Source organism: Pseudomonas sp. IT-347P, assembly GCF_949768005.1.
Taxonomy (GTDB): Bacteria; Pseudomonadota; Gammaproteobacteria; order Pseudomonadales; family Pseudomonadaceae; genus Aquipseudomonas.
This window is the reverse complement of the sequence record NZ_CATKPQ010000033.1, coordinates 257,673-271,129: the sequence shown is the minus strand read 5'-3', so window position 1 is coordinate 271,129 and position 13,457 is coordinate 257,673. Positions and strand designations below refer to the sequence as shown.

Below are 13,457 nucleotides of genomic sequence, written 5' to 3'. Positions count from 1 at the left end.
TACCGCAAAGCCAGATTTTGCTGCACAAAAAAAATGCCCTGACATGTCAGGGCACTTTTAAAAACTTTGCGTTGTTTATTTGATCAACCGCCAAGTGAACGGATAACGGTATGGAAAACCTTCATTGGCCTTCACCCCGGCAATGATCGTCAAAACAAGCGCGCCGATCGCCAATATTCCCAGCAGCAAGAACCCGATGATCAATACCATCAACAGGAAACAAATCAACGATGCGATGGCAACGGTGATCTGAAAATTCAGCGCCTCCTTGCCTTGAGCGTCGATAAACGGGTCGGTTTCGCGCTTCATCTGCCACAGAATCAACGGCCCGATCAAATTACCGAACGGAATCCAGATCCCCAACAAGGCGGACAAGTGACAAAACATGGCCCATTGGCGAACCTCTTGGCTCGGCTTTGGCAGTAGCTCTTGCTCGTCACTCATCGCGTCCTCCTTGCGGTCAAAAACCTGCTCAGTCGGCCAGCGCAGCCTTTTGCAGTTCGAAGATTTCGTTCATGCCTTGTTTGGCCAGTTCCAGCATGGCGTTCAAGTCCTCAGGCTGGAATGGTGCGCCTTCGGCCGTGCCCTGCACTTCGATGAAACCACCGGTACTGGTCATCACCACGTTGAGGTCAGTCTCGGCGGCGGAGTCTTCAAGATAGTCCAGATCCAGCACAGCCTCGCCCTGATACATGCCGACCGATACGGCAGCGATCATTTGCTTGAGCGGATCACCGGCCTTCAAGCCACCACGCTTCTTGATCACTTTCAGGGCATCGACCAGTGCAACCATGGCACCGGTAATGGAAGCCGTGCGGGTGCCGCCGTCAGCCTGGATCACGTCGCAGTCGACGTACAGGGTCACGTCGCCCAGCTTGGACATGTCCAGCGCAGCGCGCAGGGAACGACCGATCAGACGCTGGATTTCCAGGGTGCGGCCACCCTGCTTGCCGCGGCTCGCTTCACGCTGATTACGCTCGCCGGTGGCGCGCGGGAGCATGCCGTACTCGGCAGTCAACCAACCCTGGCCCTGGCCTTTGAGGAAGCGCGGCACACCGTTCTCGACGCTGACGGTGCAGATGACTTTGGTATCACCGAATTCGACCAGTACGGATCCCTCGGCGTGTTTGGTGTAGTTGCGGGTAATGCGGATCGAGCGGAGCTGATCGGCAGCGCGACCACTTGGACGTTTCATAGGGAATACCTGTACTGGGGACGGAAAACTGCCGAGCATTATAGAGCGCTGCACCGCGCCTGGGCACTCGTTAAAACATCCGCGCGACGACCGAAGGCCCTGAAACACCTGTTACCGACGGGCTGCAGCCCTTTGTCACACCGTGTGTTTGGGCGCATTCGCCGCACTGCGCTACAATCCTGCGCCTTTGCTGCCAGTCGGCTTAAATTCATTGATATCGAGCCTGCGGAACATCCCTGCTGCGCCGATCTGCATTGCGAGGTCACCGCCATGGTGCACAGCATGACCGCCTTCGCCCGCGTCGAAAAAGCCGGCGCACAGGGCACCCTGAGCTGGGAACTGCGCTCGGTCAATAGCCGCTACCTTGAACCCCACCTGCGTTTGCCCGAGTCTTTTCGCGACCTCGAAGGCGCGGTGCGCGAAGCGCTACGTCAGGGCCTGTCCCGGGGCAAACTGGAATGCACCCTGCGTTTCACCGAAGAGAGCACCGGCAAAACCCTGCAAGTCGATCGCGAGCGCGCCGCGCAGCTGGTCGCTGCGGCCGAGACCGTTGCCGGCCTGATCAAAAACCCTGCCGCACTCAACCCGCTGGAAGTGCTGGCCTGGCCCGGCGTACTGGTGGGCGATGCGACCGACCCGCAGGCGCTGAATGCCGACGCACTAGCGCTGTTCAATCAAGGCTTGAAAGAATTGAAGGCTGGCCGCGAGCGCGAAGGCGCGGAGCTGGCACGCCTGATCAACGAGCGTCTGACCTCCATTGAAGAAGACGTCGTGACCCTGCGTGAACTGGTGCCGCAGATGCTCGCCACCCAGCGCCAGAAAGTCCTCGACCGCTTCGCCGACATGAAGGCCGAGCTGGACCCGCAGCGTCTTGAACAGGAAATGGTCATCCTCGCGCAAAAGAGCGACGTGGCCGAAGAACTGGATCGCCTGAGCACCCACATCATCGAAGTGCGTAGGGTGCTCAAATCCGGCGGCGCGGCCGGACGCCGTCTCGATTTCCTGATGCAGGAACTCAACCGCGAAGCCAACACACTGGGCTCCAAAGCCTTCGACCCGCGCAGCACCCAAGCCGCCGTCAACCTCAAGGTGTTGATCGAGCAGATGCGCGAACAAGTGCAGAATATTGAGTAAAGGCTACCCCGACATGACCCACAGCACCGGCACCCTGTACATCATTTCCGCCCCATCGGGCGCGGGCAAGAGCAGTCTGGTCAAGGCGTTGACCGACGCCATACCGGAAATTCGCGTTTCGGTTTCTCACACCACCCGCGCCATGCGTCCGGGTGAAGTGGACGGCGTGAACTATCACTTCGTGACCCGCGAAGAGTTCGTGAAGATGGGCGAGCATGGCGACTTCCTCGAACGCGCCGAAGTCTTCGGCAACTTCTACGGCACCTCGCAAAGCCGCCTGCAGCAAACGCTGGACGAAGGTCACGACCTGATTCTGGAAATCGACTGGCAAGGCGCAGAGCAAGTGCGCAAGCTGATGCCGCAGGCACGCTCGATCTTTATCCTGCCGCCTTCGCTTCAAGCCCTGCACCAGCGCCTGACCAATCGCGGCCAGGACAGCGACGAGATCATTGACGGCCGGATGCGCGAAGCGGTCAGCGAGATGAGTCACTATGTCGAGTACGACTACCTGATCATCAACGACGATTTTGCTCACGCGCTGGACGATCTGAAGGCGATTTTCCGCGCCAATCAACTCCAGCAGAAACGCCAGCAGGTACGTTTTGGCAAATTGCTGGCCGAGTTGCTTGGCTAATCAGCACTTCCCAAAACAGCTGCAAGCGCTTTACATTGGTGCTTGCAGCGCGTTGAAGGGCTTGGTCAAAAAATCAGCGCTTCCCTAATCGCTGGTGATTTTTTAAACTGTTGAGTCCGCTCGCCCAACCGGGCAGCGCGCATATTGCATTCGCTCCGAGGAATACCATGGCCCGCGTAACCGTTGAAGACTGCCTAGAACACGTGGAAAACCGCTTTGAGCTGGTCATGCTCTCTACCAAGCGTGCCCGTCAACTGGCCACCGGCGGCAAAGAGCCACTGGTCCAGTGGGAAAACGACAAGCCGACTGTTGTCGCCCTGCGTGAAATCGCTGAAGGCCTGATGAGCTACGAGTTCATCGCCGAGCAGGAAATCGTCCAGGATGAGCCGCTGTTCGCAGCGTTCGAGGACGAGTCCAACGAGGCCGTCTAAGCCTATGCCTGGTCGACGTAGCACGGCGCGGGATCACAGCTTGTGGCAGGATTTATCATGCCGAGCATAGACGCCCTCGCCGATCGCTTATCGACCTACCTCGGCAACGACCAGGTCAACCTGGTCCGCCGAGCGTATTTCTACGCCGAACAAGCCCATGACGGTCAGCGCCGTCGCAGCGGCGAGGCGTATGTCACGCATCCTCTTGCCGTGGCCAATATTCTTGCCGACATGCACATGGACCATCAAAGCCTGATGGCCGCGATGCTGCATGACGTGATCGAAGACACCGGTATCGCCAAAGAAGCGCTGCAAGCGCAGTTCGGCGAAACCGTGGCCGAACTGGTCGATGGGGTCAGCAAACTGACCCAGATGAATTTCGAGACCAAGGCCGAAGCCCAGGCCGAAAACTTTCAGAAAATGGCCATGGCCATGGCGCGCGACATCCGCGTGATCCTGGTCAAGCTCGCCGACCGTCTGCACAACATGCGCACGCTGGAAGTACTGTCCGGCGAAAAACGCCGCCGGATCGCCAAAGAGACCCTCGAGATCTACGCGCCCATCGCCAACCGCCTGGGCATGCATGCGATCCGCATCGAATTCGAGGACCTCGGCTTCAAGGCCATGCACCCGATGCGTTCCGCGCGGATCTACCAGGCGGTCAAGCGCGCCCGGGGCAACCGCAAGGAAATCGTCAACAAGATCGAAGAATCCCTCGGCCATTGCCTCGCCATCGACGGCATCCAGGGCGAGGTCAGCGGTCGGCAGAAACACCTCTACGGCATCTACAAGAAAATGCGCGGCAAGCGTCGGGCTTTCAACGAGATCATGGACGTTTACGCGTTCCGGATCATCGTCGACAAGGTCGATACCTGCTACCGCGTGCTGGGGGCTGTACATAATTTGTACAAACCGTTGCCGGGACGCTTCAAGGATTACATCGCGATCCCCAAGGCCAACGGCTATCAGTCGCTGCACACCACGCTGTTCGGCATGCACGGCGTGCCGATCGAGATCCAGATCCGCACCCGCGAAATGGAAGAGATGGCCAACAACGGCATTGCCGCCCATTGGCTATACAAATCCAGCGGCGACGAGCAGCCGAAAGGCACCCATGCCCGCGCCCGTCAGTGGGTCAAAGGCGTGCTGGAAATGCAGCAACGTGCCGGCAACTCGCTGGAATTCATCGAGAGTGTGAAGATCGACCTGTTCCCGGACGAGGTCTACGTGTTCACGCCCAAAGGCCGGATCATGGAGTTGCCGAAAGGCTCCACGGCGGTCGACTTTGCCTACGCGGTACACACCGACGTCGGCAACAGCTGCATCGCCTGCCGGATCAACCGTCGTCTCGCACCGCTGTCCGAACCGCTGCAAAGCGGCTCCACGGTCGAGATCGTCAGCGCGCCCGGCGCCCGACCTAACCCGGCGTGGCTGAATTTCGTGGTCACCGGCAAGGCGCGCACGCACATCCGTCACGCACTGAAGCTGCAACGTCGCTCGGAATCCATCAGCCTTGGCGAACGCCTGCTGAACAAAGTGCTCAACGGTTTCGACAGTGCGCTGGAGAAGATCCCGGCCGAACGCGTCAAGGCGATGCTCACCGAGTACCGCCTCGAACTGATCGAAGACCTGCTCGAAGACATTGGCCTGGGCAACCGCATGGCCTACGTGGTCGCCCGCCGCCTGCTCGGCGAAGGCGAACAGTTGCCAAGCCCGGAAGGCCCGCTGGCGATTCGCGGCACCGAAGGTCTGGTGCTCAGCTACGCCAAGTGCTGCACGCCGATCCCGGGCGACCCGATTGTCGGACACCTGTCGGCGGGCAAAGGCATGGTCGTGCACCTGGACAACTGCCGCAACATCAGCGAAATCAGGCACAACCCGGAAAAATGCATCCAGCTCTCCTGGGCCAAGGATGTCACCGGCGAATTCAACGTCGAACTGCGTGTCGAGCTGGAACACCAGCGCGGCCTGATCGCCCTGCTCGCCAGCAGCGTCAACGCAGCCGACGGCAATATCGAGAAAATCAGCATGGACGAACGCGATGGTCGCATCAGCGTGGTCCAGTTGGTGGTCAGCGTCCACGACCGTGTGCACCTGGCCCGCGTGATCAAGAAGCTGCGCGCCTTGACCGGGGTGATTCGCATCACCCGCATGCGTGCATAACGCAACCCTAACAAGGAGTCATACATGACCAAGACTGTTATCACCAGCGACAAGGCCCCGGCCGCCATCGGTACTTACTCCCAGGCGATCAAGGCAGGCAACACCGTTTACATGTCGGGTCAGATTCCTCTGGACCCAAAAACCATGGAACTGGTTGAAGGCTTCGAAGCCCAGACCGTCCAGGTGTTCGAGAACCTCAAAGCAGTGGCCGAAGCCGCCGGCGGTTCGTTCAAGGACATCGTCAAACTGAACATCTTCCTCACCGACCTGAGCCACTTCGCCAAGGTCAACGAGATCATGGGCAAGTACTTCGACCAGCCATACCCGGCCCGCGCCGCCATTGGCGTGGCTGCCCTGCCAAAGGGTGCGCAGGTTGAAATGGATGCCATTCTGGTCATCGAGTGATGCGCACGGCGCGGCCCTCAAACGCCGCGCCGACTGCTCAGCAAGAAAAGGTTTTGAAAGGATTCCACCATGCGCAAAGCGCTAGCTCTCCCGCTGTTCGCCATTTTCCTCGGCGGCTGCGCCAGCAACCCTGCCGACCGTGACATCAGCGGCACCTGGATCAACCAGGTGGCGATCGATGCCGCAGCCAAGGGCGGCCCCCTGCGCGAAGCGCTTCAGGCTTACGGCCCGAACCTTGAGTGGGACGTCAACACCAAGGCCGGTCAGGCCCGCTACACCAACGGTTTTGAGAACGTAGAAGGACGGCTGCTGGGTGAAAAATCCGGCGCCTGGAAGGTCGACTTCTATGGCAGCTCCGCCAGTGAGCTGAAACGTGATGGCGGGCAACTGCAGCAAGCCGCCAGCGAGAACGAACCCGAGCAGGTTTTCGACCGTGCACAGATTCCCGTGCCGGAGGGCGCACCGATCGGCGCCAGCTTCGAACGTGCGCTGTATTCGGCCTATCTGGGCGGCGACTGGAAAATCACCAACGGCCAGGGCGAAGGCAGCACCGTGAAATTCCAGGCGGATGGCCAGGTCTCCGGCTTACCGGGTGCCGACCGTTATGCGTTATGCCTGGCGGGCGATTGCGCCTCGATGAGCAACGGCAATGACAGCATGTGGTTGCAGCAGAATGGTCAGGGCAATAACTGGATCTTTGTGCGCAAGGGCAAAGAGCTGGAAATTCTCCAGGCGGTGAATGCTGCGTTGGCGGATGAACAACCGCAGTTCACCGCTGGTGAGCGCAAGTGGTTGCTGGAGAAGCAGTAACCCGGACCTCAACTCGCTGAGATCCCCCTGTAGGAGTGAGCCTGCTCGCGATAGCAGTCTGACAGTCAGCATAAGTGTTGAATGTCAGACTGCTATCGCGAGCAGGCTCACTCCTACAGTTGTTTTGGGGTATCAGGAAGTCAACATTTACCTTCGAGGATCGCGGCGTAGCCTTCGCGGTAGCTTGGGTACATTGGCGTCCAGCCCAACGCTTTAGCCCGGGCATTGCTGCAACGCTTGCTGCCGGTGCGCCGAACGCTGGCGTCTTCCGACCATTCGGTAACGCCCAGATACTCACGCAACCAGCCCACCACCTCGGCCAAGGGTGCCGGCGCGTCGTCGACGCCGATGTAGAAATCCTCCAGCTTCACGCCCTGCCGTTCTTTCTCCAACAGGAACGCCAGCAACCCTGCCGCGTCGTCAGCATGAATCCGGTTGCCATACAGCGGCGGATCAACCGCAACGCGATAGCCGCGACGTACTTGAGTGAGTAGCCACTCGCGGCCCGGGCCATAAATGCCGGTCAGACGCAGAATGCTCGCCGCAATGCCGCTATTGAGCGCGACCTGCTCAGCCTCCAGCATCAACCGCCCGGAATAACCGGCAGCGACGGTCTCTGAGCTCTCATCGACCCACTCGCCATCCTGCTGCCCATAAACGCTGCTGCTGGACACGAAGATCAGCCGCTCAGGCACCTGCCCATAGTCGTCGAGCCAACTCAGTACATTCTGCAAACCCTGCACATAAGCCGCGCGATAACCCGCCTCATCGTGATCGGTAGCTGCAGCGCAATACACCAGATAGTCCACGGCACCCACCGGCCAGGTCGCCGGGCACTCTTCGCTGAACAGATCGCCGGCGACGCCGATCACACCTTCAGGCAGCTTCGAAACATCCCGGCGCAAGCCATGAACTTCCCAGCCAGCCGCCAGCATTTGTTTTGCCAGACGACTGCCGACATCACCACAACCGGCAATCAAAACAGAAGGCGCGGACATCAAAAAACTCCTATCGGAAAGACACAGACTAGCGCCGGCAAAGGACGAACGGCTAGCAATGAAGGAAAAAAAGATACTCTATTACTTTTGTTAACAAGAATTACTTGCAATAATGCACACCACTTTTGTTCTCGGCCTTACGAGGCCTGGAAGAGCATCAACGTTTTTCTATCTCAGGTCCGGCCAGCATGACACGTAATCAAATCCCCGCTTCGCCAACCAAACGACCTCGCGCCTGGAGCGCGGTGACGGCTCTGTTGCTCAGCCTGATGCTGGCACCGACCGCCGCTTTCGCCGACGCCCAGGCACCCGCCACACCGGCCGCTACCGAACAGCACGCACCTGCTGCAGACGCGCCAGCCGCCGCTCCTGCTGCCACCGCTCCGGTACAGGCTGTCGATGCTGCTGATGCCCCCGAAGTACTCGAAGCCGACAACTCCCTGGGCATGGCCCACGACCTGTCGCCGTGGGGCATGTACCAGAACGCCGACATCATCGTGAAAATCGTGATGATCGGTCTGGCAATCGCCTCGATCATCACCTGGACCATCTGGATCGCCAAAGGCTTCGAGCTGATGGGCGCCAAACGTCGTCTGCGTGGCGAAATCGCCGCCCTGAAGAAGGCCACCACCCTTAAAGAAGCCAGCACCACGGCGGCGAAGGAAGGCACCCTCGCCAACCTGCTGGTGCACGACGCCCTCGAAGAGATGCGCCTGTCGGTCAACAGCCGCGAGAAAGAAGGCATCAAGGAACGCGTCAGTTTCCGTCTCGAGCGTCTGGTGGCAGCCTGCGGTCGCAACATGAGCAGCGGCACCGGCGTCCTCGCCACCATCGGCTCCACCGCGCCGTTCGTAGGCCTGTTCGGCACCGTGTGGGGCATCATGAACTCCTTCATCGGCATCGCCAAAACCCAGACCACCAACCTTGCCGTCGTGGCACCCGGCATTGCCGAAGCGCTGCTGGCCACCGCTCTGGGTCTGGTTGCAGCGATTCCAGCCGTTGTCATCTACAACGTCTTCGCCCGCTCCATCGCCGGTTACAAGGCGCAGGTTTCCGATGCCTCGGCAGAAGTGCTGCTGCTGGTCAGCCGTGACCTCGATCACCAGCCTGAGCGCAGCTCGCAACCGCACATGGTGAAAGTGGGGTAATCGGCCATGGGCCTGCATTTGAAAGAAGGCGCAGACGACGATCTGGCCGAGAACCACGAAATCAACGTCACGCCGTTCATCGACGTGATGCTGGTGCTATTAATCATCTTCATGGTTGCCGCTCCATTGGCCACCGTGGACATCAAAGTCGACCTGCCGGCCTCGACCGCCAAACCGGCGCCGCGGCCAGAGAAACCGGTGTTCCTCAGCGTCAAGGCTGACCAGCGCCTGTACATCGGCGACGACGAAGTGAAAGCCGAAACCCTTGGCGCCGTGCTCGACGCCAAGACCCAGGGCAAGAAAGACACCACCATCTTCTTCCAGGCCGATAAAGGCGTGGACTACGGCGACCTGATGAGCGTGATGGATAAATTGCGCTCGGCCGGCTACCTGAAGGTCGGTCTGGTCGGACTTGAGACGGCAGCCAAGAAATGATCACGACGCGCCATAAGCTGACGCGTTACAGCGGTAGCCTGGCCGTGGTGCTGGGCGTGCATGCGCTGGCCATCGCGCTGGCGCTGAACTGGACCGCCCGCCCGCCCATCGAATTGCCACCGCAGGCAATGATGGTCGAGCTGGCCCCGGTTCCGGCCCCGCCACCGCCGGCTCCGCCGAAAGTCGTCACACCGCCGCAGCCACCGGCTCCGGTGGAAGAGTTGCCGATTCCGAAACTGGCTGAAGCACCCAAGGCAGAAATTGCCGTACCGAAGCCCAAACCCAAGCCAAAGCCGAAACCGCAGCCGCCCAAACCGGTCGAGAAAAAGCCTGAGTCTGTGAAGGAAAAACCTTCCGAGGAAAAACCGGCCGACACTCAACCAACCCAGGCGCCGACGGAAAAATCCGCCCAGCCTGCGCCGGGTCCGTCGCCCGCACAGCTGGCAGCGAAGGCCAGTTGGCAAGGCACCCTGCTCGCGCATTTGGCCAAGTACAAAAAGTACCCGCAAAGTGCACAGTCGCGGGGCAAGGAAGGCTTGAATCGTCTGCGCTTCGTGGTGGATGCCGAAGGTAATGTGTTGTCGTTTGAACTGGTGGGCCGCTCAGGCAACGCTGATCTGGATCGGGCCACCCTGGAAATGATCCGCCGCGCACAACCGCTGCCCAAGCCACCGGCAGACATGTTGACCAATGGCTCGATCGAAATTGTTGCGCCGTTTGTTTATTCCCTCGAGAGACGCCGCTGATTCAATGTGAGAGCGGGCTTGCTCGCGAATGCGGTGTGTCAGTCAATGTAATGCTGACTGACGCGGCCTCTTCGCGAGCAAGCCCGCTCCCACAGGGTTATGTGTTGAGCGTTAGATCGAGATAAAGGCACCGAAAGGTGCCTTTTGCATATCTGCCTGCGGCAAAGCGACATTGCCCTGTGTCGCATTCCACACTCAGTCTGATAACGTGCGTCTATCGATTGCAGCCGGTATGCTTGGCCCGCATCTTCATGGACGCTTGCTATGACCCTCACAGAATTACGCTACATCGTTACCCTCGCCCAAGAGCAGCACTTCGGCCACGCCGCCGAGCGCTGTCACGTCAGCCAGCCGACCCTGTCGGTGGGCGTGAAGAAACTTGAAGACGAACTCGGTGTGCTGATTTTCGAGCGCAGCAAAAGCGCCGTGCGCCTGACACCGGTCGGCGAAGGTATCGTCGCCCAGGCGCAGAAAGTCCTCGAGCAGGCCCAGGGCATCCGCGAACTGGCCCAAGCCGGCAAGAACCAGCTGACCGCCCCGCTGAAAGTCGGCGCGATCTACACCGTCGGCCCGTACCTGTTCCCGCACCTGATTCCACAACTGCACCGGGTCGCCCCGCAGATGCCGTTGTACATCGAAGAAAACTTCACCCACGTGCTGCGCGACAAACTGCGCAACGGCGAGCTCGACGCGATCATCATCGCCCTGCCGTTCAACGAAGCCGATGTGCTGACCTTGCCGCTGTACGACGAGCCGTTCTACGTCTTGATGCCGGCCCAGCACCCGTGGACCAAGAAGGAATCCATCGACGCCGGCCTGCTCAACGACAAGAGCCTGCTGCTGCTCGGCGAAGGCCACTGCTTCCGCGATCAAGTGCTGGAAGCCTGCCCGACCCTGACCAAGGGCAACGACGGCGCCAAGCACACCACGGTCGAATCCAGCTCGCTGGAAACCATTCGCCACATGGTCGCGTCCGGTCTGGGCATTTCGATCCTGCCGTTGTCGGCCGTCGATAGCCATCACTACGCCCCGGGCGTGATCGAAGTGCGTCCGCTGTCGCCGCCGGTGCCGTTCCGCACCGTGGCCATTGCCTGGCGCGCGAGCTTCCCACGGCCGAAAGCCATCGAGATCCTCGCCGACTCCATTCGCCTGTGTTCGGTGGCCAAGCCAGCGGCATCGGTTACAGCCGGTTAAGCGAGCGTCATGACGGAGCTGTCGCAAGTGTCGGTGACGGCACTCAAGGGTGTCGGCGAAGCCATGGCCGAGAAACTGGCCAAGGTCGGCCTGGAGAATCTGCAGGACGTGCTGTTTCACCTGCCGCTGCGTTATCAGGATCGCACCCGCGTGGTGCCGATCGGCGCATTGCGGCCGGGACAGGACGCCGTGGTCGAAGGCACCGTCAGCGGCGCCGATGTGGTCATGGGCCGCCGGCGCAGCCTCGTCGTACGCCTGCAGGACGGCACCGGCGGCCTCAGTCTGCGCTTCTACCATTTCAGCAATGCGCAGAAAGAAGGCCTCAAGCGCGGCACGCGGGTTCGCTGTTACGGCGAAGCCCGGCCCGGCGCGTCAGGACTGGAAATCTACCACCCGGAATACCGCGCGATCACCGGCGACGAACCGCCGCCAGTGGATGAAACCCTGACCCCGGTCTACCCGCTCACCGAAGGCCTGACCCAGCAGCGCCTGCGCCAGTTGTGCATGCAAACCCTGACGCTGCTCAAGCCAAGCACCCTGCCCGACTGGCTGCCGACCGAGCTCGCCCGCGACTATCAACTAGCACCGCTGGCCGATGCGATCCGCTACCTGCACAACCCGCCCGCCGATGCCGACGTCGACGAACTCGCCCTCGGTCATCATTGGGCCCAGCATCGTCTGGCCTTCGAAGAGCTGCTGACCCATCAACTGTCGCAACAACGTCTGCGCGAAAGCATGCGTTCGCTGCGCGCGCCAGCCATGCCGAAAGCGAAAAAGCTGCCGCCGAAATACCTGGCCAACCTCGGCTTCAACCCGACCGGTGCGCAACAGCGCGTCGGCAATGAAATCGCCTACGACCTCAGCCAGCACGAACCGATGCTGCGGCTGATTCAGGGCGACGTGGGCGCCGGTAAAACCGTAGTCGCCGCCCTCGCTGCGCTGCAAGCGCTGGAGGCCGGTTATCAGGTTGCGCTGATGGCGCCGACCGAGATCCTCGCCGAACAGCACTTCATCACCTTCAAGCGCTGGCTCGAACCGTTGGGCATTGACGTCGCGTGGCTGGCCGGCAAGCTCAAGGGCAAGAACCGCGTCGCCGCGCTGGAACAGATCGCCAGCGGCACGCCGATGGTGGTCGGCACCCACGCGCTGTTCCAGGACGAAGTGCAGTTCAAGAATCTCGCACTGGTGATCATCGACGAACAGCACCGCTTCGGCGTGCAGCAGCGTCTGGCGCTGCGGCAGAAAGGCGTCGGCGGGCGCATGTGCCCGCATCAACTGATCATGACCGCCACGCCGATCCCGCGGACACTGGCGATGAGCGCCTACGCCGACCTCGACACCTCGATCCTCGACGAACTGCCGCCCGGCCGCACCCCGGTCAACACCGTGCTGGTCACCGATACGCGCCGCGTTGAAGTGATTGAGCGGGTGCGCAGCGCCTGCGCCGAAGGACGTCAGGCCTATTGGGTCTGCACCTTGATTGAAGAATCCGAAGAGCTGACCTGTCAGGCCGCCGAAACCACCTTCGAAGACCTCACTCTAGCCCTCGGCGAACTGAAAGTCGGGCTGATTCACGGGCGCATGAAACCCGTCGAGAAGGCCGCCGTCATGGCCGAATTCAAGGCCGGCAACCTGCAACTGCTAGTCGCGACCACGGTGATCGAAGTCGGCGTTGACGTGCCCAACGCCAGCCTGATGATCATCGAAAACCCCGAGCGTCTTGGCCTCGCGCAACTGCACCAGTTGCGCGGCCGCGTTGGCCGGGGCAGCGCGGTCAGCCATTGCGTGCTGCTCTACCATCCGCCGTTGTCGCAGATCGGCCGCCAGCGCCTGGGCATCATGCGCGAAACCAACGACGGTTTCGTCATCGCCGAAAAAGACCTCGAACTGCGCGGTCCCGGTGAAATGCTCGGCACCCGCCAGACTGGTCTGCTGCAATTCAAAGTCGCCGACCTGATGCGCGACGCCGACCTCCTGCCCGCCGTGCGCGACGCCGCGCAAGCCTTGCTGGAACGCTGGCCGACTCACGTCAGCCCGTTGCTCGACCGCTGGCTGCGTCATGGGCAGCAATACGGCCAAGTGTGAGCACCGTCGCAGTTTCTGACAGATCGTTCTGACCAAGCTGGTTATACTCCTGCCATTGTTTCAAAAACGGATACAGACC

The 13,457-nt window shown here is 60.8% G+C and carries 14 protein-coding genes; 11 read left to right on the top strand and 3 right to left on the bottom strand.

Translation table 11 applies throughout. From position 1 onward, the window contains the following. Positions 1–75: 75 nt before the first annotated feature. Together ACM6IV_RS14000 and rph are read right to left on the bottom strand one after the other, a co-directional pair. Entirely contained in the window at positions 76–444 is a 369-nt protein-coding gene (locus tag ACM6IV_RS14000) for a DUF4870 domain-containing protein (protein ID WP_414870440.1), read from the bottom strand. Positions 445–472: 28 nt separating this feature from the next. Next, positions 473–1,195, bottom strand: coding sequence for a ribonuclease PH (gene rph / locus ACM6IV_RS13995; RefSeq protein ID WP_414870439.1), 723 nt, complete (start codon positions 1,193–1,195; stop codon positions 473–475). Positions 1,196–1,465: 270 nt separating this feature from the next. On the opposite strand from rph, the gene ACM6IV_RS13990 reads away from it, so the two are divergent. From ACM6IV_RS13990 to ACM6IV_RS13965, 6 genes are all read left to right on the top strand, one after another. Next, positions 1,466–2,329, top strand: coding sequence for a YicC/YloC family endoribonuclease (locus tag ACM6IV_RS13990; protein ID WP_414870438.1), 864 nt, complete (start codon positions 1,466–1,468; stop codon positions 2,327–2,329). 13 nt (positions 2,330–2,342) lie between these two features. After that, on the top strand, positions 2,343–2,963 hold the full coding sequence (gmk, locus tag ACM6IV_RS13985) for a guanylate kinase (protein WP_008078609.1): 621 nt from the start codon (positions 2,343–2,345) through the stop codon (positions 2,961–2,963). Positions 2,964–3,130: 167 nt separating this feature from the next. Next, complete coding sequence (gene rpoZ / locus ACM6IV_RS13980) at positions 3,131–3,394, top strand: DNA-directed RNA polymerase subunit omega (protein ID WP_008030604.1); 264 nt, start codon at positions 3,131–3,133, stop codon at positions 3,392–3,394. A 57-nt stretch (positions 3,395–3,451) separates the two neighbouring features. Next, positions 3,452–5,557: a bifunctional GTP diphosphokinase/guanosine-3',5'-bis pyrophosphate 3'-pyrophosphohydrolase gene (gene spoT, locus ACM6IV_RS13975; protein WP_064589822.1), complete on the top strand. Its 2,106-nt coding sequence runs from the start codon at positions 3,452–3,454 to the stop codon at positions 5,555–5,557. 24 nt (positions 5,558–5,581) lie between these two features. Next, positions 5,582–5,962 carry a RidA family protein gene (locus ACM6IV_RS13970; RefSeq protein WP_014340863.1) on the top strand — a complete coding sequence of 127 codons (381 nt, stop codon included), beginning with the start codon at positions 5,582–5,584 and terminating at the stop codon, positions 5,960–5,962. Between the two features lie 69 nt (positions 5,963–6,031). Next, the gene (locus ACM6IV_RS13965) at positions 6,032–6,772 is read left to right on the top strand and encodes a hypothetical protein (protein ID WP_405122657.1); all 741 of its coding nucleotides are present in this window, start codon (positions 6,032–6,034) and stop codon (positions 6,770–6,772) included. A 140-nt stretch (positions 6,773–6,912) separates the two neighbouring features. Here the strand turns inward: ACM6IV_RS13965 and ACM6IV_RS13960 are convergent, their stop codons facing one another. Next, on the bottom strand, positions 6,913–7,770 hold the full coding sequence (locus ACM6IV_RS13960) for an SDR family oxidoreductase (RefSeq protein ID WP_414870437.1): 858 nt from the start codon (positions 7,768–7,770) through the stop codon (positions 6,913–6,915). 188 nt (positions 7,771–7,958) lie between these two features. On the opposite strand from ACM6IV_RS13960, the gene exbB reads away from it, so the two are divergent. The 5 genes from exbB to recG all read left to right on the top strand — a co-directional run bounded on the left by exbB (position 7,959) and on the right by recG (position 13,378). Beyond that, positions 7,959–8,918, top strand: a complete 960-nt coding sequence (gene exbB, locus ACM6IV_RS13955) for a tonB-system energizer ExbB (RefSeq protein WP_414870436.1) — start codon at positions 7,959–7,961, stop codon at positions 8,916–8,918. Positions 8,919–8,924: 6 nt separating this feature from the next. After that, positions 8,925–9,353, top strand: coding sequence for a TonB system transport protein ExbD (exbD, locus tag ACM6IV_RS13950; protein ID WP_007920333.1), 429 nt, complete (start codon positions 8,925–8,927; stop codon positions 9,351–9,353). Continuing rightward, entirely contained in the window at positions 9,350–10,099 is a 750-nt protein-coding gene (locus tag ACM6IV_RS13945) for a TonB family protein (RefSeq protein ID WP_414870435.1), read from the top strand. Before exbD ends, ACM6IV_RS13945 begins: the two co-directional genes overlap by 4 nt. Positions 10,100–10,363: 264 nt before the next feature. After that, complete coding sequence (locus ACM6IV_RS13940; RefSeq protein ID WP_414870434.1) at positions 10,364–11,293, top strand: LysR substrate-binding domain-containing protein; 930 nt, start codon at positions 10,364–10,366, stop codon at positions 11,291–11,293. Between the two features lie 9 nt (positions 11,294–11,302). Continuing rightward, positions 11,303–13,378 (top strand): ATP-dependent DNA helicase RecG, encoded by a 2,076-nt coding sequence (recG, locus tag ACM6IV_RS13935; RefSeq protein WP_414870433.1) that lies wholly within the window; start codon positions 11,303–11,305, stop codon positions 13,376–13,378. The last annotated feature ends 79 nt before the right edge of the window (positions 13,379–13,457 follow it).

Coding starts and splice junctions, on each gene's coding strand:
- exbB (WP_414870436.1), top strand. CDS start 7,959: ATGACACGTAATCAAATCCCCGCTTCGCCAACCAAACGACCTCGCGCC.
- rph (WP_414870439.1), bottom strand. CDS start 1,195: ATGAAACGTCCAAGTGGTCGCGCTGCCGATCAGCTCCGCTCGATCCGC.
- rpoZ (WP_008030604.1), top strand. CDS start 3,131: ATGGCCCGCGTAACCGTTGAAGACTGCCTAGAACACGTGGAAAACCGC.
- gmk (WP_008078609.1), top strand. CDS start 2,343: ATGACCCACAGCACCGGCACCCTGTACATCATTTCCGCCCCATCGGGC.
- spoT (WP_064589822.1), top strand. CDS start 3,452: ATGCCGAGCATAGACGCCCTCGCCGATCGCTTATCGACCTACCTCGGC.
- recG (WP_414870433.1), top strand. CDS start 11,303: ATGACGGAGCTGTCGCAAGTGTCGGTGACGGCACTCAAGGGTGTCGGC.
- ACM6IV_RS13970 (WP_014340863.1), top strand. CDS start 5,582: ATGACCAAGACTGTTATCACCAGCGACAAGGCCCCGGCCGCCATCGGT.
- ACM6IV_RS14000 (WP_414870440.1), bottom strand. CDS start 444: ATGAGTGACGAGCAAGAGCTACTGCCAAAGCCGAGCCAAGAGGTTCGC.
- exbD (WP_007920333.1), top strand. CDS start 8,925: ATGGGCCTGCATTTGAAAGAAGGCGCAGACGACGATCTGGCCGAGAAC.
- ACM6IV_RS13990 (WP_414870438.1), top strand. CDS start 1,466: ATGGTGCACAGCATGACCGCCTTCGCCCGCGTCGAAAAAGCCGGCGCA.
- ACM6IV_RS13960 (WP_414870437.1), bottom strand. CDS start 7,770: ATGTCCGCGCCTTCTGTTTTGATTGCCGGTTGTGGTGATGTCGGCAGT.
- ACM6IV_RS13965 (WP_405122657.1), top strand. CDS start 6,032: ATGCGCAAAGCGCTAGCTCTCCCGCTGTTCGCCATTTTCCTCGGCGGC.
- ACM6IV_RS13940 (WP_414870434.1), top strand. CDS start 10,364: ATGACCCTCACAGAATTACGCTACATCGTTACCCTCGCCCAAGAGCAG.
- ACM6IV_RS13945 (WP_414870435.1), top strand. CDS start 9,350: ATGATCACGACGCGCCATAAGCTGACGCGTTACAGCGGTAGCCTGGCC.